This window comes from Candidatus Avelusimicrobium stercoris, assembly GCF_002437085.1.
Taxonomy (GTDB): Bacteria; Elusimicrobiota; Elusimicrobia; order Elusimicrobiales; family Elusimicrobiaceae; genus Avelusimicrobium; species Avelusimicrobium stercoris.
Genome location: NZ_DJOA01000028.1, coordinates 1 through 15,731 on the forward strand (window position 1 = coordinate 1; position 15,731 = coordinate 15,731).

17 protein-coding genes, 1 tRNA gene and 1 pseudogene are annotated in these 15,731 nt (G+C 49.9%); 9 read left to right on the forward strand and 10 right to left on the reverse strand.

Annotation, left to right across the window (positions count from 1 at the left end; translation table 11 throughout):
- The first annotated feature begins 566 nt into the window (after positions 1 to 566).
- Together B2118_RS04525 and B2118_RS04530 are read left to right on the forward strand one after the other, a co-directional pair.
- Positions 567 to 2,813: an O-antigen ligase family protein gene (locus B2118_RS04525; RefSeq protein ID WP_428053581.1), complete on the forward strand. Its 2,247-nt coding sequence runs from the start codon at positions 567 to 569 to the stop codon at positions 2,811 to 2,813.
- Between the two features lie 66 nt (positions 2,814 to 2,879).
- A tRNA-Thr gene (locus B2118_RS04530) sits at positions 2,880 to 2,952 on the forward strand.
- A gap of 170 nt (positions 2,953 to 3,122) precedes the next feature.
- Here B2118_RS04530 and B2118_RS04535 read toward each other — a convergent pair.
- From B2118_RS04535 to B2118_RS04575, 9 genes are all read right to left on the reverse strand, one after another.
- A complete protein-coding gene (locus B2118_RS04535; protein WP_428053583.1) occupies positions 3,123 to 3,629 on the reverse strand; it encodes a methylated-DNA--[protein]-cysteine S-methyltransferase in 507 nt (168 codons plus the stop codon).
- Positions 3,629 to 4,282 (reverse strand): DNA-3-methyladenine glycosylase family protein, encoded by a 654-nt coding sequence (locus B2118_RS04540; RefSeq protein WP_428053586.1) that lies wholly within the window; start codon positions 4,280 to 4,282, stop codon positions 3,629 to 3,631. The genes B2118_RS04535 and B2118_RS04540 overlap by 1 nt, the downstream gene beginning before the upstream one ends.
- Before the next feature lie 66 nt (positions 4,283 to 4,348).
- A complete protein-coding gene (gene trpS, locus B2118_RS04545) occupies positions 4,349 to 5,392 on the reverse strand; it encodes a tryptophan--tRNA ligase (RefSeq protein ID WP_428053588.1) in 1,044 nt (347 codons plus the stop codon).
- Between the two features lie 87 nt (positions 5,393 to 5,479).
- A complete protein-coding gene (locus B2118_RS04550; RefSeq protein ID WP_428053590.1) occupies positions 5,480 to 5,764 on the reverse strand; it encodes a DUF4491 family protein in 285 nt (94 codons plus the stop codon).
- Entirely contained in the window at positions 5,761 to 6,501 is a 741-nt protein-coding gene (locus tag B2118_RS04555) for a dienelactone hydrolase family protein (RefSeq protein ID WP_428053592.1), read from the reverse strand. Before B2118_RS04555 ends, B2118_RS04550 begins: the two co-directional genes overlap by 4 nt.
- Positions 6,498 to 8,702 (reverse strand): protein kinase domain-containing protein, encoded by a 2,205-nt coding sequence (locus tag B2118_RS04560; protein WP_428053594.1) that lies wholly within the window; start codon positions 8,700 to 8,702, stop codon positions 6,498 to 6,500. Before B2118_RS04560 ends, B2118_RS04555 begins: the two co-directional genes overlap by 4 nt.
- Positions 8,699 to 9,277 (reverse strand): RNA polymerase sigma factor, encoded by a 579-nt coding sequence (locus B2118_RS04565; protein ID WP_428053596.1) that lies wholly within the window; start codon positions 9,275 to 9,277, stop codon positions 8,699 to 8,701. The genes B2118_RS04560 and B2118_RS04565 overlap by 4 nt, the downstream gene beginning before the upstream one ends.
- 30 nt (positions 9,278 to 9,307) lie before the next feature.
- Positions 9,308 to 9,910 (reverse strand): hypothetical protein, encoded by a 603-nt coding sequence (locus B2118_RS04570; protein WP_428053598.1) that lies wholly within the window; start codon positions 9,908 to 9,910, stop codon positions 9,308 to 9,310.
- A gap of 54 nt (positions 9,911 to 9,964) precedes the next feature.
- Complete coding sequence (locus B2118_RS04575; protein ID WP_428053600.1) at positions 9,965 to 10,192, reverse strand: hypothetical protein; 228 nt, start codon at positions 10,190 to 10,192, stop codon at positions 9,965 to 9,967.
- A 124-nt stretch (positions 10,193 to 10,316) separates the two neighbouring features.
- Between B2118_RS04575 and fmt the strand changes: the two genes are divergently transcribed.
- The 7 genes and pseudogenes from fmt to rplS all read left to right on the forward strand — a co-directional run.
- Positions 10,317 to 11,267 carry a methionyl-tRNA formyltransferase gene (fmt, locus tag B2118_RS04580; RefSeq protein ID WP_428053602.1) on the forward strand — a complete coding sequence of 317 codons (951 nt, stop codon included), beginning with the start codon at positions 10,317 to 10,319 and terminating at the stop codon, positions 11,265 to 11,267.
- 1 nt (position 11,268) lies between these two features.
- The gene (locus tag B2118_RS04585; RefSeq protein WP_428053604.1) at positions 11,269 to 12,264 is read left to right on the forward strand and encodes a PASTA domain-containing protein; all 996 of its coding nucleotides are present in this window, start codon (positions 11,269 to 11,271) and stop codon (positions 12,262 to 12,264) included.
- A complete protein-coding gene (rpe, locus tag B2118_RS04590) occupies positions 12,261 to 12,956 on the forward strand; it encodes a ribulose-phosphate 3-epimerase (RefSeq protein ID WP_428053606.1) in 696 nt (231 codons plus the stop codon). Before B2118_RS04585 ends, rpe begins: the two co-directional genes overlap by 4 nt.
- A 44-nt stretch (positions 12,957 to 13,000) precedes the next feature.
- On the forward strand, positions 13,001 to 13,249 hold the full coding sequence (rpsP, locus tag B2118_RS04595) for a 30S ribosomal protein S16 (protein WP_177745989.1): 249 nt from the start codon (positions 13,001 to 13,003) through the stop codon (positions 13,247 to 13,249).
- 15 nt (positions 13,250 to 13,264) lie between these two features.
- Complete coding sequence (locus tag B2118_RS04600) at positions 13,265 to 13,495, forward strand: KH domain-containing protein (protein ID WP_428053608.1); 231 nt, start codon at positions 13,265 to 13,267, stop codon at positions 13,493 to 13,495.
- Positions 13,495 to 14,214 carry a tRNA (guanosine(37)-N1)-methyltransferase TrmD gene (gene trmD, locus B2118_RS04605; RefSeq protein WP_428053610.1) on the forward strand — a complete coding sequence of 240 codons (720 nt, stop codon included), beginning with the start codon at positions 13,495 to 13,497 and terminating at the stop codon, positions 14,212 to 14,214. Before B2118_RS04600 ends, trmD begins: the two co-directional genes overlap by 1 nt.
- A 5-nt stretch (positions 14,215 to 14,219) precedes the next feature.
- Positions 14,220 to 14,555: pseudogene (gene rplS / locus B2118_RS04610) on the forward strand (50S ribosomal protein L19); the annotation flags it as partial.
- A 182-nt stretch (positions 14,556 to 14,737) separates the two neighbouring features.
- Here rplS and B2118_RS04615 read toward each other — a convergent pair.
- Positions 14,738 to 15,715 carry a hypothetical protein gene (locus B2118_RS04615; protein WP_428053612.1) on the reverse strand — a complete coding sequence of 326 codons (978 nt, stop codon included), beginning with the start codon at positions 15,713 to 15,715 and terminating at the stop codon, positions 14,738 to 14,740.
- Positions 15,716 to 15,731: the final 16 nt, after the last annotated feature.

Genomic DNA, 15,731 nt, shown 5'->3' on the forward strand with positions numbered 1-15,731 from the left:
TCTTTTATACGGCCCTTTTAGGACCTTTAACGACCAATCAAAAAACGACAAAAAACCATACTCCGTTTGTCATCCCCGAATGTTTCTGTCGGGGATCTGTTGTTATGTAAGAGAACACCAACGACAAACAACAGATTCCCGACTACGACGCTCGGGAATGACAAACACAGCAACGACGAGATCCCGTATAAAAACACTACGGGATGACGGCGAAAAACAAGGCTGTTATAAAATCAAGGGTCATTCTGAACTTGTTTCAGAATCTACCGATTGTGTAGTTAGTTGTTGCCGTCATCCTGGAAAGCAGTAGTCCAGGATCTGTCGTTATAAAATAAGGATTAGATATTGGAACGCTCCGCGCCGGCCAACCTTCCAGTATGACCTTTATTTTTACAAACGACAAACCACCCAAGCAGTAGATCCTGAACCCTATTAATAGACCCCGTACAGAAACCTTACGGGGTGCCACATAAGTGGTAAGAGCGGCAATTCAGGATGACCCCTAATTTATTTTTCCCCCCCGGCCCGGCTAGGGCCCGGCGCGGTTTAATTGCTATAATAAAATTATGTCCGCAAAAAAGATTTCCACGTCTATTAAAAAAGCCCCCGCTTCTGTATTCGGGGCGTTTATCCGCAAATGTTTGCCCGTCGTTACCGGGTGGACGAGCCTGCTCGTCAGTATTTCCTTTTTTACAGGCACATACGACACCGCCCAAGTAAAACTAACCTTGCTCCACACCGGGGCCGTCGTTCTATTAGGCTTATGGGCCGCGCTTAAAGTAGCGGAGTGGAAGAGCCCGTTTACGCGCCAAAATTTCCCGTTTTTACTCCCGATACTGGCGTACCTTGGGTGGAATATTCTTTCTTTTATATGCGGCCCCTTTCATTTGGAAAGCGCCGAGGAATTTATCCGCCTGCTGATGTACGGCGGGATAATGCTGTTAATCGCCACCGAATTTACCCAAAAAGATATCCGCACTCTTACTAAATTTATTGTTATTGCCGCGTGGATTTCGTTCACTTACGGGGCCTTGCAGATAGTGGACGGATTTTTGCCGGGGGCGGATTTTCTGCCGTGGCGGGGCTTTTTTACGCGCCGAATTTTCTCCACGCACGCAAACCCAAACTTCTTTGGCGCGTTTGTAGTGTTTGCCTCGTGCGTAACTTGCGCGCAATATCTGGCTACGCGCAAAAAATCCCTGCTGGTGCTTTTGGGGCTAGGATTAGTGGAACTATTTTTCACGGAAAGCAAGGGCGCGTGGCTGGCGTATGGGGCGGCCGCGGCCTTGGGAACCTTCCTGTTTACAAACCGCCTTTTCCCCACCAAACACATTAAAAAATTAAACCTCGTAGCAACTGGTGTGCTCCTCTGCGCGCTTGCGCTGGCCGGAGTCTATACGGCCAAGCGGTTCCAATCGGTCAGTTTCCGCTCGTTTACGTGGCTGTCCACCTTTGAAATGGTGCAAGATTCCCCCCTTATGGGCACGGGGCCGGGCAGTTTTAAAATTATTTATCCGGCCTATAAACGCCCGCAAATTTTTTATATTGAAAACTCCCACAACACCGAAACCCAACACGCCGAAAACGAGTATTTGGAACAATGGGCTACGGCGGGGACCATTGGGCTGGCAATCTTTTTGTGGATGTTAATTTTCGTTTTTACCAGTGCGTGGAAAAACTTGCGCCCGGTGAGCCAATTATCCGCCGAAGAGCAAGAGCGGACCTTTTATTTGCTGGGCTACGCAACAGCCTTGGCCGGCCTAATGGCGCACGCCTTTGTGGATATCAGTTTGCGCTTTGCTTCCAGCGGACTCTTTTTTGCGGTTTTTATTGGGGTAATTATCGCCTTATCTAACCCGCCACAGGAAGACAACGCAGGCGAAAAAATCTGCTTTTCCGCATCTTGGCTTTTGTGGGCGGCCCGGCTCGTGTTAGCGGGGGCCGTGGCCTATGGGGCGTGGCAAGTGTTAGGAGAGTTTAAAGAGATTTCCGGCGCAATGTCCGCCCGCAAATTAGGCGACGGATTTTTAATTTGCTGTGCGTGGGGCGTGCTTTTATTTTGCGTACTAGGTGTGTGTTATGTGTATTTACGCAGTGCGTGGACGAGCCGGACGGCGCGAACGGGCCTAATACTGGCCGCCACAGTGCCGGGGCTGGTGTGGTTTTATGGACTCTTTCAGGCGAACCATTATTACAGTTTAGGCGTGCGTTTAGTGCAAATGGGCAACGCCGAAGGGGCTCTGCCATATTTTACACGGGCAATAAAATTAAACCCGCTTTTGACGGAATACCGCCAATACCGCGCCAATACCTTTGCCACTACGCTTGATTTGACCACGCAGTTTTCCCCCACCCGGGGCGATACGAACGAGCCGTCCAACGACTATGCACGCGCGCTAAAAGATTTTGCGTATGTGCTTAAATACGCACCCAACCATACGGCTTTGCATCAAAGTACGGGGCAGTTGTACTATGCAATGGCGTTGCGGGCCTCGCAAGGGGCTGCGCAGGCTAAAAGCGCGGACGAATTTCAACTGTTCAGCCAAAATGCACGGGACAATATGGAGCAGGCCAAGCGCGCCTTTCAGCGTTCGCTGGTGCTGGACCCGGTCAATGCGGAGACGTACCTCTTTTTAACGAGTATCGCCCTAATGGAGCGTAACCCGGCGCAGGCCCAAGCGTGGATAGATGCTCACAAGCGGGGGCCCAAGGGCGTAACGGAAGAAGAATTTTTGGAAAAGAACCGCCATAATCCGCGGATGAACGCGCTGGAAGCGCAAGTGCAAAAAATGCGCTTCTCCGTCGGGAAATAAGAGAGTATGTGCAAAGTTTCCCGTTTTTTTGTAGAATATATACGTTAGAAATAAACAATTTGCAACGCCAAGATAGCTCAGCTGGTAGAGCAATCGCTTCGTAAGCGATAGGTCCGGGGTTCGATCCCCCGTCTTGGCTTAAATTTAGAAACCACGCGCAAGCGTGGTTTTTTGATTTAAGGCGGCCAGCAGGCAAACTGAATCTAGTGTATTATCGTTTCAACTATAATACAAGCCATATTGGCGAACTCCAAGGCTTCCACCGTACCGCGTTTAATGGCTTGTGTAAAAAGCCCCACCAAAGAAAGGTTATTTGATTTGTACGCCCTCGTGGGCTAACAGCCAACTTTTGGCCTGTAAGCCCCCGGCGTAGCCCGTCAGGCTCCCGTCCGCCCCCACCACCCGGTGGCACGGGATGATAACAGAAATAGGATTATGCCCCACCGCGCCGCCCACGGCCTGTGCGGACATACTTTTTTGGCCCTGCTCCTGCACAAGTTGCCGGGCAATATCTCCATAGGTAACTACTTGCCCGTAGGGAATTTTACACAAAATTTGCCATACGCGCTGGCGGAAGGGGCTCCCCTGCAGCTTTAAGGGCAAGGCGGTAATTTCAGGGCGTTTGCCTGCAAAATAGGCCCTTAACCATTGCACGGCCTTTTGCAAAACGGGGTGGTTCGCCCGCTCTATAAATGGCTCCTTATACGCAGCGCCAAAATATTTTTGCCCGGCTAACCACACCCCTACAAGGTGCGTTTCGTCCGCGGCCAAGGTCAATGCCCCTATGGGCGAGTGATAAACCGTTTTATAAAGCATTATTTTCCCCTTTTAACGGTTTTTTGGGGAGCATAGTCCCTCATTCCCGGCACCGCGCCGCCCGAAACCGCCCACAAATACAAACTGGCTACCGAGCCGTATGGGCTAAACCGTTTGCGGTATTTTTCAAACAACGGTTTTGTAATTTTGCGGTGGTGATAAAGCATACGCAAACCACGCTGGATAGCCAAATCGTCGTAACTGAACACATTGGGACGCGCCAAACAAAAAAGCAGCAGCATTTCCGCCGTCCATACGCCAATCCCGCGTAAGGAAACCAAGGCGGCAATGGCCTCATCATCCGGCATATGGGCCACGGCCTGCAAGTCAAACGCGCCGCTTTGCACCTTTCGGGCAAAATCCAAAATATAGTCGGCTTTTTTGAAACTAATCCCAAAGGCCTGCAATTTTTCCGCACCCGCCGCCAGCACGGTTTGCGCATTTATGGGGCCTAAATTTTCCTTAATCCTCCGCCAAATAGTCGCCTGCGCCTTGCTGGAAATTTGCTGGCCGACAATGTGGTGCACAACGGCGTCAAACAAATCATCATCCAGTTTACGCGCAATAGGGCCCACCGCGTCAATCACGGCGGCTAATTTTTTGCATTTACGCTTCAAATAATCTGTTTCCGTTTTGCCGTATGTAAAGTACATTTTCGCTTCCTAACCAAAACACCCTCGCGGGCTGGCGGGGGTGTTCTATCAAAAAATCAACTTTTATTATTCAAAATAATTGATTTTCATTGCGGCGCGTACGTCGTGCATTGTTTGCGCGGCCACAGCGCGGGCTTTTTCGGTACCCTTCTTTAAAATATCATATACTTCGGGCAAACGCGCTTCCCATTGTTTGCGGCGTTCGCGGATGGGCGTAAGTTCGTCTTGCAATACTTGGTTTAAGAACTTTTTAATCTTTACATCGCCTAACCCACCGCGCTGGTAATGCGCTTTGAGTTCGTCCAAATTTTTGTATTCGGGCCAAAACTTTTCAAAATGTTCCGGGCGGCTGAACGCGTCCAAATACACAAACACGGGATTTCCTTCCACCTTGCCAGGGTCCTCCACGCGGACGTGGTTCGGGTCCGTGAACATAGACATTACCTTCTTGCGTACAGTTTCCTCGTCGTCAGACAAATAAATGCAATTGCCCAGGGATTTGCTCATCTTGGCCTTGCCGTCCGTACCGGGCAGGCGCAAACAGGCCTTGTTATCAGGCAGGATAATTTGCGGTTCCACCAAGGTTTCGCCATAGGTGGAATTGAAACTGTGCACGATTTCGCGGCATTGTTCCAGCATCGGCATTTGGTCCTCGCCCACCGGCACCGCGGTAGCACGGAAGGCCGTGATATCCGCCGCCTGGCTGACGGGGTAGGCAAAAAAGCCCAAGGGAATACTGGTTTTAAAATCGCGTTGTTTAATTTCCGACTTGACGGTGGGATTGCGTCCTACGCGCGCCACGGTTACCAAGTTCATATAATAGAACGTCAGTTCCGTAAGTTCGGGAATCATAGACTGGATAAAAATAGTGGATTTTTCGGGGTCTAACCCGCAGGATAAATAATCCAGCGCCACTTGAATAATGTTATCGCGCACCTTTTGGGGCTGGTGGGCGTTATCCGTCAATGCCTGCGCATCGGCAATCATAATAAAAATCTGGTCAAATTTCCCGCTGTTTTGCAGTTGGACGCGTCTTTTTAAAGAGCCGACATAATGCCCGACGTGCAAGCGGCCCGTGGGGCGGTCTCCGGTCAAAATCACTTGTTTCATAATTCTTTCCTTATAAAGGGTTTACGCACAAAAGCGCTTTTTATTATTATACCGCTTTTACTTATTCCCCGCCAAGGCAGGCCTTTTTTATTTGCGGTTGGGATTTTGGGCAAACCAGCCCTTTTGCACACGCTTTTCCTGCTCAAACAGTTCCTTTATGCTCCACAACGCACAAAACCCCGCTATACTTAAAAGGGGCGAAAGGATTTCCCCTTTGCAAAAAAGCGCGCCCGCCAGCAAGGCTAACCCCACCGCCAAAAAAACGGGCCAAATTTTTTTGGAAAAATAATATTCCCCCCAAATCACCAGCGGATGAAACACACCAATTAATACAAAGGCGGCCGCCCCAATAACCAAACTCTGCCAATTCATTTTGTCTGCTCTCCAAATAACCAATCCCACGTTTTGGCGGAATATGCCGCTTGGGCTCCGTCTATGTGCCCCCGTCCGGCAAGGGGCCACAGATCCACTTGCACCGCTTTATTTTGGGCAAGCGCTTGCGCCATTTGTTCCGCCCGCGTAAACGGGATCACGCGGTCCTGCTCGCCGTGAATAAGCAAAAACTGTCCTTTCATTTTTGGGGCCATATCCGCACGTCCGCCTGCGCTGACCAAAACGGCTTTGTTAAAAAGACCCGGATGTTTTGCCATTAGGGAATAAACACCGCCACCACCCATAGAAACGCCCGAAATGTACACCTTATCAGCCGGAAGATGATATTCGCGTATTTTAAAGGATACCAACCGGGCCACCTGTTCTTCCACCGTGTTCCACCCACCGCGTTGCGGGGCCTGTGGCATTAGCACCAAGACCCTCTTCCCCGTTTGTTCCACATAGGTAAGGAGCGGTTTTACTGCCGGGTTCGTCAGTTGGGCGAGGTTATCCGTGCCGTTTCCACTGCGTCCGTGCAAAAGCACGACTAACGCTTCCACAGGGACCTGCGGTTTATTTTGACAGTAAGGCAAACTTCCCTCAAAGGTGTGCTGTTCCACCTGCAAGGTTTTAAGCAAAGCCGGCGAAACATCCTGCGTTGCCCGCGGAACACGCCGCTGGGCCAAGACACTCAAACTTATGATTCCCAAAAGGATTACCAATAATAATTTTTTCATCGGGGGCTCCTTGTGGTTATAGCGGACAAACGGCGGGCAAATTCGGACGCGTTATCGCCCCGATAATCTTGCAGTTCCGTTTGAATTTGCTTTTTAATTTCTTCCGCTGACGAAGTGCGCCCGTCCCGCACAAACATTTCCAACCTGTCTAATTGCAAAGTCAGCAAGGTTTCTTTTACATCATCGGGTGTTTGCGGATTATAAAACAGCAGTTCCAACATTCCCAGCAGCCGTTCCGTTTCCTTGCGTGCCAAGGCAAAATCCCCCTCTCGCCGCATTAGCCGCACAGCACCACTGCGCAAGGCGACCACAGACGATACCACCCGCGGGGTATTGGGGAACTGCCCCAAAAGTCTATCCGACAAAGACAAGGCCAACTGCAAATTCTCAAAATCTCGTGCCTGAAACTGCTGGCTATAACGCAGTTTGCGCGTCATTAGTTCTACCGCGCTTAACCCGTATTCCACCCGTTGGGGATATTTTTCGGACATACGGTTTAATAATACAACCGCATTGGGTTCCACCCCCGGGATACGCTCGCTTGCAAACAAACGCGGGTTTTCCCCCACGAGCCGTGCATAAGCATACAGATAATCCGCGTTTTGCGGCTCCTGTGCCAGCAGTTGTTTTAGCGCGTCAAAGGCTTGTCGGCGCAAGGCTTCCTCTTGGGGTAACGCGAGCAATGCCCGAACGGCCTCGTAACGGTCGGCCTTATTGTCTGCCTGTATGTAATTTTTGGCTACTGTTTGGCGCAAGGAAATAGCCTCTTTCTTTTTTCCCGCTTTTTCCAGCACCTGCGCCAGTTGATTTAAAGAAGCAGCACTCGGACGAAGGGTTTGCACCTCTCTAAATGCCTGCTCGGCTAACGCATAATTGCCCGACAATTCCGCCGTTTGGCCCACCAACTGGCTGACCTGCGCGCGCTTTTCGGGCGACACCTTCTGCTGGGTGGAAATTTCCTGATAATAAGGCATAAGCGCGCCCAAAAGGGCACTCGCGCCCGAAGAGGGCGTTTGCGTTTGTACATAAGTAAAAATTTTGGATAGGGTGGCATCGGCCGTGGCAGCATTTTGTCGGGCCAGTTTAAGGGCCTTATTCGTATTAACATATCCAATGAGTAAGGCCAACACAAAGGCCACCCCGCAAAAAGCCGCCAGCAAACTAAACAAGGCCGCCGCTGGGCTTCTTCGCCGCCATAGCACAAAACGGCGTACCCACGAGGTATGAGCCGCGTGGACGGGTTCGCTATGTAAAAAATGTTTCAAATCGTCCGCCACCTCCGCCATACTGCCGTACCGCTCCGCCGGGTTTACACGCGTGCATTTGTTGACAATCGCCGCTAAATCCGGCTCGGCACACATCAACTGCGGGATTTTCCCCGCACTTATTTTCTGTGAAATTTCCCCGTAGGAATTGCCGGCAATAAACGGCTCGCGCGTGATAAGTTCATACAAAGTAGCCCCGAAGGAATATTGGTCCGTAGCAAAGGTATTTTCAGCCCGCAATAACTTTTCAGGGGCCATATAGCGAATCGTTCCGCTACGCGGGTCTGCCGGGGTTTTACCCGGCTCGTTTGTTAGAAATGCAATACCAAAATCACTCACATAAACGTGTCCATTTTCATCAATCAGCAAATTGGCGGGTTTTATATCCCGGTGCAACACCTTACAACTGTGCGCATAGGCTAACGCTTCTGACGCTTGAAGCCCGGCTTGGACAATCTCCCGCAGATTTTTAAAGGCGTACTGGTGCAACCCGGTGCCACGGATAAGTTCCATAGCGTAGTAACACCGTTGGGGCGTACACTTGGCGCTCAACACCTGCACGATGTTAGGATGATGCAAACGGGCAATAATCAGGGCTTCATTTTCAAACTGTTTGCGTTGCTCCTCGTCTGTTACAAAGTTGCGAGACAACAGTTTAACGGCTACCCGGCGGTTAAGCGACACCTGCAAGGCTTCGTACACTACTCCCATACCACCCGCGCCGATTTTGGTAAGCAGGCGGTAATCGTCCAACTGCTCCTGCTCGGGAGGCGTTTCCGGTTTAGGATGTAATTTTTCTAATTCTTGCGACAGCGGCAACACCTGGGCCAACCGCTGGGCATATTGCGGGTAGCGCTTTTGGTAATCGGACACCTGCGGGGATAAGCCCTTTTGGCACTCGTCTAAAAACTGGGCAACGACTTCTTCAAAACTCATAAGCCAAACCCCGACAGTTCCGCGGCCTTTGTACGCAACCGCTCCAACGCACGGACATAGCGGATACTGGCCGTTTTGGGCGTAATTTTAAGTACGGCCGCGCAATCAGCATTGGACATCCCGTCAAAATGACGGAGTTCCAAAATTTGTCTGTCATTTTCGGATAAATGTTCCAATACCGTTTGCAACAGGCCGTACCTTTCTTGGCGCGTTAATTTGGAAAGCGGGCTCGTCAAAGTATCTGCAAACATATTCCAATTTACCTGCGCCGCCGTGGCGGTAGTATCCCCACCTACGCAAAGTTCCTTAAAAGCGTCCCGCTTTTGCGCCTGTAAATGCTTACGTTCCAAGTCGGATAAGGTTTGAAAGAGCAGTTTACGCAACTTGCAATACACGGGCACCTCGGGGTTGGCTTCAAAATAATTTAGTCTTTTACAAGCCGCCAAAAAGGTTTCTTGCACTACATCGTCCGGCGTTACCCGCTGTGCCAGTACCGGATTTAAATGCTGGGTAGCCAAACGAACTAATTGCGTATGAAATTCTATAAAAGCCTGCTCAATCAAACGGTTATCCATAAATACCTCTTGCAGAAATTTTACAAGTTTTTAATGCTTTTTTCCGCTACTCTTTTTAGATTTAGCCGCAGAAGCCTTTTGCTGGGCGGAAGCACGCTTGTTATCTGCCTGTTCGCGGCGGTTGTCTTTCTTTTCGTCGGCGATATTGCGCTTTTGCTCTAATTTTTCCACCTTTTTATCGTGGCTGGCCTGCATATGTGCGCGGGCTTCGTCGCTTTTTGCATTGGCCAGGCGCGCCTCATATTTGGCTTCGCGCTGGGCGTCGCCCGCTTCACGTTTGGCTTCTATTTTAGCGTCCGTCGCTTCGCGTTTGGCGGCTAATTGCTCATCCGTCAAATGTGTTTTTTCACCCGTTTTGCCAAGGGCCTTTTTGGCTTTATGAGCCTTGGGGGCTTTTTCCTTCTTGGGACTCTTCTGCCGTCCGTTTTTAAGTCCTTCTTTGGCCCCCTCTTTCAACCCGTTTTTGGTCCCGTCCTTTAAGCCACCGGCAAGGCCATTTTTAGCCCCATCCTTTAAACCATCCGCCAAACCGTTTTTAAGGCCTTGTACCGGGGTTGTCGCGTCCTGCGCGCAGAGCGGCACAGCAGTCAACGCAAATAAACTTATTACAAATAAATTAATGATGTTTTTCATATTTTTATCCTCTTTCATACCAAGCGCAAGGCCCGAAGGCCCTGCGCTCTAATTTTATTTTTTGTCTCCGTTTTTCTTACCGTTTTTAAGCCCATTTTTAAGGCCGTTTTTGAGCCCGTTCTTGGCTCCGTTTTTAAGGCCATTTTTAAGCCCGGCTTTGGGTCCGTTTTTTAAACCTTCCGCCAGTGTTCCGCGGGTTTTGGCTCCTTGGGCAAATACGCTTGGCGCAAACGCCCCAAACATAAAGGTTCCGGCCAATACAAATACCAGTAATTTTTTCATACTAATTCTCCTTTTTTGCAATGTTTGAACTTTCGGTTCTACCAGTAAGAACGCAAAAAGTTTTAAAAATCTACACGCCCTTTTAAAAATTACTTTTACCGCCCGTTTTTGATACCATATATATATGGCTAAATTAAAAACAATTTTCTTTGGCACGCCCGATTTGTCCGTGCCGTATTTGGATTTACTGCACCAACTCACCGATGTGCAACTCGTTGTTACGCAGGCCGACCGGCCCCGCGGGCGCGGGATGGTAATTACCCCCTGCCCGGTAAAACAGCGCGCGCTGGAACTGAATTTACCCGTTTTGTCTCCCGAAAAATTAAAGGACGGTTTTGACAAAATAGCCGCCGTGCCCTTTGATTTGGGCGTAGCGGTGGCGTATGGAAAAATCTTCCGTCCCAATTTTTTGGCCCTGCCGAAACTGGGCATTTTAAATGTGCACTTTTCGCTCCTGCCCAAACTGCGCGGCGCGGCGCCCGTCCAACAGGCCTTAATCCAAGGCTACACGCACACGGGCATTTCCGTCTTTTGGATTCGCCCCGGTATGGACGACGGTCCGCTCTTTCTGCAAAAGGAAACCGACATTTTGCCGCAAGACAATGCCCAAACCCTGTTTGAAAAATTAATTCCGCTCGGCCTGGACGGTTTAAAGGAGTGTTTGGAGCAAATTGAAAAGGGCCATATGGTGCAAACTCCGCAAGAAGGCGAGCCGACCGTGGCCCCAATGCTGGAAAAAGAGGACGCGCTTTTGCGCCCTGAACTCTTGACCGCCGACGAACTAAACAACCGTGCGCGCGGCCTGGCCTGCGGCCCCAAACCCAAAGTTCCCTTTACGCACAACGGCAAAACGGAGTGGCTGCAAGTGGTACGCACCGAACTGGGCGACAACACTTCAAACGAACCCGCGGGCACCGTGCTATTCATTGAAAGAAACCGGGGAATTTTAGTAAAATGTAAAGAAGGAAGTATTTGGTTAAACGAAGTACACCCCGCAGGCAAAAAACCAATGGCGGCCGACGCCTTTGCCAACGGGCGCGGCTTAAAAGCGCACGACGGGGCATTTAGAGAATAACGTGAGCAACGAACAGAATTTTGATGATTTTTTAAAGAAAACCAATAAAAACCACCGCACCAAATGGATTGTGGCGGGGCTTATTGTGGTGTTCTTTCTTGCGCTGATTTTTATATCGGCGGATTGGGTGCTGGGCGCCTTAGTGCACACCCGCAAGGAAGTTACCGTACCTGATTTAACCAAAAAATCCGTTACGCAGGCTCTTGGCTTGCTCGCGTCCAACAATTTGGCTTTAAAGCAAGCGGGCGTGGAGTTTGCCAAAGAGGTCGCTCCGGGTTCCGTTTTGCGTCAGTTGCCCTCTGCGGGTTCTACCGTGCGCGAAGGGCGCGTTATCCGTGTGTGGATTAGCCAAGGGGACGAAATGGTTTTCGTGCCCAACACCGTCGGCACCGATTTAAGAAGCGCCCAACTGGCCGTGCGCCAAGCGGGGCTTTTGGTTGACAAAGTGGATAACGCCTATTCGCTTACTTACGAAAAGGGCCTCATCGTTGCCCAAACCCCCAAGGCGGACAGTATGGTGCAAAAAGGCGACAAGGTTTCCCTCGTGCTTTCTAACGGTGCCCCGCCTGCCAGCGTAATTTTGGTCCCCAACTTTAAGAGCAAAAAACTCTCCGAAGCCACCCTGTGGGCCAGTGCGCAAAACATCAATTTAATTATTAAAGAAGATTCTAAATCCGTCTTCCCCAACGGTACGGTTGCCGCACAAAATCCGTCGGCGGATAACCAAATCGCCCCCGGCGCCAACTTGGAAGTTACGGTCAGCCGCCGACAAGCGGGCGACGATGAAAAATCGTACCACCTGCATTATGAAATGCCGCAAGGCAAAAACGCCAGCCGCGTGCGCGTAGTGCTGGAACAAGGTGATATAGAGAACGAAATTTTGAACGAAACGCGCCAGCCGGGCTCCAAAATTGACCTGGAAGTACCGTTTGCGGACAGAGCCACTTTGCGGGTGTTTGTGGACGGGGTTTTAGTGCGCGAAAGAGAACTGCAATGATAAAAATTTCCAAAATGCCCTCCGCAAATGGTAAAATATCTGTTGCGCCCTCTATCCTGTCGGCCGATTTGTGGCAGTTGGGTAGAGACGTCCTCGCCGTACAGAAGGCCGGGGCGGATTGGTTGCACGTGGATATTATGGACGGGCACTTTGTACCCAATTTAAGTTTTGGGCCGTCCGTTGTAAGTTCTTTGAAAGGAAAAACAGATTTACCGTTAGATACCCATTTAATGGTAGAAAACCCGATGTTGTTTGTAGAACCCTTTGCCAAGGCGGGGGCGGACTTGCTCACCGTGCATATTGAAGCAAAGGACGAAATTGCAGAAACGCTTAAACTGATTAAAAGTTTTGGCGTAAAAACGGGTTTATCCATTAAGCCCGACACCGACCCGGAACTTATTGCTCCGCTTACGGATTTGTTGGATTTAGTATTAGTAATGACCGTGTACCCCGGCTTCGGCGGGCAAGCATTTTTGCCCGGCAGCGAAGACCAAATTAAACGGGTGCGCCAAATTATCGCCGCTTCCGGCAAGGCAATTTGGCTGGAAGTGGATGGCGGCATTAACGCGCAAACAGCCCCCCGCGCCATAAAGGCTGGGGCAGATGCGCTCGTCGCCGGCAGTGCAATTTTTAAAGCCGCGGACCCTGTATTGGCCCTCAACCAAATCAGACAGGCGGCCCCGGACATTTAATTACAGTCTTTTACCTCGTGTAAAAGCATACAAGGAGAGTCATAATGGCAGTAGTTATCAGATTACAGAGAGTCGGCAAAAAAGCCCAAGCCCAGTACAGAGTAGTGGCGATTGAAAAATCTTCCGCCGTGGGCAAGGAAGCCAAAGAAGTGTTGGGCCAGTATCACCCCTGCAACCCGAACGTGGCCGAACAAGTCAAACTGAATATGCCCAGAGTGGAATATTGGATGAAAGTGGGTGCTAAACCCTCTGAAACCGTCGCGAACTTGATTAAAAAAGCCAGCGCCAAATAATCCCCGCGAGGCATTATGAAAGAATTGGCCACTCTGCTTTTGAAATCTCTTTCCTCCACGCCCGATAATGTGGTAGTGGAAGAAAAGGTTGAGCAGAACAAAGTTTATCTGTCCACCAAGGTGGACGCCGCCGACAAAGGTAAAGTGATTGGGAAAGACGGCTGCATCATCAAAGCGGTGAGAACCGTTTTAAACGCCGCGGCCGCCAAACAGAACAAAAAAGTTACCTTAAAGTTGGAAGATTAATGAAAATAGACGTTATCACCGCTTTTGAAGAAATGATAGACCAAACGCTATCCCACAGTATTGTGGGGCGGGCGCGCAAGGCGGGGATAATAAAATTGGGTACGCTTTCCCCCCGGCAGTTTGCCGAGGATAAGCATAAAACCATAGACGACAGGCCCTACGGCGGCGGCCCGGGGATGCTGATGAAAGCGGAACCGCTTTATCAAGCCATTTCCAAACTGCGCAAAAAGACCTCGTACGTCATTTTAACCAGTCCGCGCGGGCAAGTTTTTAACCAGCAGTTGGCTAAAAAACTGGCCAAAAAACGCCACCTGATTGTTGTGTGCGGGCATTACGAAGGGATTGACGCAAGAATATATCCCGAGGTGGATTTAGAGGTGTCGCTTGGCGACTACATTTTAACGGGCGGAGAATTGGCCGCCTGCGTGATGATAGACGCCATTACCCGATTGCAACGGGGCACCTTTAAAAAAGAGGACGTAACGTCTTTGGAGTCGTTTGAAGGGCATTTGTTGGAAGCCCCGCAATATACGCGCCCGGAAGTTTGGCGCGGGCGGAAGGTTCCGGCGGTGCTGTTAAACGGTAACCATAAAGAAATTGAAGCGTGGAAACACGAACAAGCATTACAGATTACAAAACAGTTAAGACCCGATTTGCTTGAAACCGCCTCTCAAAAGTCAAAAAAGGTCCAAAAGAAAAAAACGATTCGGAGGAAGTAAGTTTTATGAATATCAACGAAATTAAACACAATCTTAAAACCAATGTACCGGTTTTCAAAGCCGGCGACACCGTCAGAGTAAAAGTAAAAGTTGTTGAAGGCGACAACGAAAGACTCCAAGCCTTTGACGGCGTGGTTATCGCCCGCAGAGGAAGCGGCATCAGCGAAACGTTCACCGTACGCAAAATCTCTTTCGGCGTAGGCGTGGAACGCATTTTCCCGGTGCACTCCCCCCGCGTGGACAGCATTGAAGTCCTCAAAGTGGGCAAGGTAAGAAGAGCCAAACTCAACTACCTCACCAAACTCTCCGGTAAAGCCGCCCGCTTGCAGGAAGTTAAAAAAGTGGTGTCCGCCGACGCTGCTGCCGAAACTCCGGCCGCCGCTGAAACGGCCCAAGAGGCGAAATAGTTATCCAAACGGAATAACAAACTCCGAACATACCCCTGCGGTTACTAGTCCCGCAGGGGTTTCTTTTTGCCATAAAAAACCCGGGGAAGTTCTTGCCCCGGGCTATTTTAAACAACTTACCACAACTGTTTATATTCGTATTCTCCTGTGTCTTGGCATTGTCTTTCCTGCCATCGGCAATAACCCGAGTCATGCGGTGAACTAGTTGTACATCCCATACGACAATCACAAGTATCCCCCAAAGTTTCACACCCACTTGTTTTACAACAAGCATCATTAATTCCCCCCTCATCATTATATGTGCGAATTTGAACCCACTTATACAACTTTTGATAGCACACCGTATCTGTTTTAGAGGCGGACGGGCAGCACTCGCTCTTATGGCTTGCCTTATAGGTAGCATTGGAACAATCGCCCGTGGACGGAGTAGTTCCCCCGCAACCCGCCAAGGCCAAAAGTTTTACCTTTTGGTTATCACTCGTTACGCGCTCTTCCCATTTTAACGTGCAGTTGCTAAGTGCCGCCCCTGTATTCACGTGCGAAGATGTCGGCTGCGGAATATCATTTCCCGCTAACGTAAATCCGTCGGTCGTCGCGCCGTCATAAAGGCTCGCGTCCTCCGAACCACTGACAGATAATTTATTAGCGCGCAGAGTTGCCGCCTTTTGTTTTAAGCGGTTTACCGCATTTAACGTAGAAATATACGAATCGTTTTTAACCGTTGTTTGCCCGCCATTTACATACACGTTATTCAAAAGTGCACTAGGCATACCGCTGTTTACGGACTGATAACCGTTATAAGTATTGGCATTGCTTCCGTGAATAGCCGTGTTCGGCATATCCAAAGTAGAACCCGACGCACCCACTACGGCGGGAACATCATAATTTAAATTAGGCGAACTTACACTCACGGTACCGCCAGAGCGAACCGTCATTGTATTACTTTCAATACCGCCCTTTAAATTGGCCTTATCGGCCACCTTTAAATAGATGTAATCACCCATACGCGACGGGTTATACGACACCGCGGAAATGATTTCCGCCGGGGCATTTACCGCCACACACAACAAAACGGCTACTAAAAAATGTTTCATTTTTTCTCCTTGTTAA

Excerpts from the sequence above, each read along its gene's own strand:
- trpS (WP_428053588.1), bottom strand. The coding sequence starts at position 5,392 with ATGAAACAAGTGATTTTGACCGGAGACCGCCCCACGGGCCGCTTGCAC.
- B2118_RS04570 (WP_428053598.1), bottom strand. The coding sequence starts at position 9,910 with ATGAAAAACATCATTAATTTATTTGTAATAAGTTTATTTGCGTTGACT.
- trmD (WP_428053610.1), top strand. The coding sequence starts at position 13,495 with ATGAAAATAGACGTTATCACCGCTTTTGAAGAAATGATAGACCAAACG.
- fmt (WP_428053602.1), top strand. The coding sequence starts at position 10,317 with ATGGCTAAATTAAAAACAATTTTCTTTGGCACGCCCGATTTGTCCGTG.
- B2118_RS04550 (WP_428053590.1), bottom strand. The coding sequence starts at position 5,764 with ATGAATTGGCAGAGTTTGGTTATTGGGGCGGCCGCCTTTGTATTAATT.
- B2118_RS04535 (WP_428053583.1), bottom strand. The coding sequence starts at position 3,629 with ATGCTTTATAAAACGGTTTATCACTCGCCCATAGGGGCATTGACCTTG.
- B2118_RS04540 (WP_428053586.1), bottom strand. The coding sequence starts at position 4,282 with ATGTACTTTACATACGGCAAAACGGAAACAGATTATTTGAAGCGTAAA.
- B2118_RS04600 (WP_428053608.1), top strand. The coding sequence starts at position 13,265 with ATGAAAGAATTGGCCACTCTGCTTTTGAAATCTCTTTCCTCCACGCCC.
- B2118_RS04560 (WP_428053594.1), bottom strand. The coding sequence starts at position 8,702 with ATGAGTTTTGAAGAAGTCGTTGCCCAGTTTTTAGACGAGTGCCAAAAG.
- B2118_RS04615 (WP_428053612.1), bottom strand. The coding sequence starts at position 15,715 with ATGAAACATTTTTTAGTAGCCGTTTTGTTGTGTGTGGCGGTAAATGCC.
- B2118_RS04575 (WP_428053600.1), bottom strand. The coding sequence starts at position 10,192 with ATGAAAAAATTACTGGTATTTGTATTGGCCGGAACCTTTATGTTTGGG.
- rpsP (WP_177745989.1), top strand. The coding sequence starts at position 13,001 with ATGGCAGTAGTTATCAGATTACAGAGAGTCGGCAAAAAAGCCCAAGCC.
- rpe (WP_428053606.1), top strand. The coding sequence starts at position 12,261 with ATGATAAAAATTTCCAAAATGCCCTCCGCAAATGGTAAAATATCTGTT.
- B2118_RS04525 (WP_428053581.1), top strand. The coding sequence starts at position 567 with ATGTCCGCAAAAAAGATTTCCACGTCTATTAAAAAAGCCCCCGCTTCT.
- B2118_RS04565 (WP_428053596.1), bottom strand. The coding sequence starts at position 9,277 with ATGGATAACCGTTTGATTGAGCAGGCTTTTATAGAATTTCATACGCAA.
- B2118_RS04555 (WP_428053592.1), bottom strand. The coding sequence starts at position 6,501 with ATGAAAAAATTATTATTGGTAATCCTTTTGGGAATCATAAGTTTGAGT.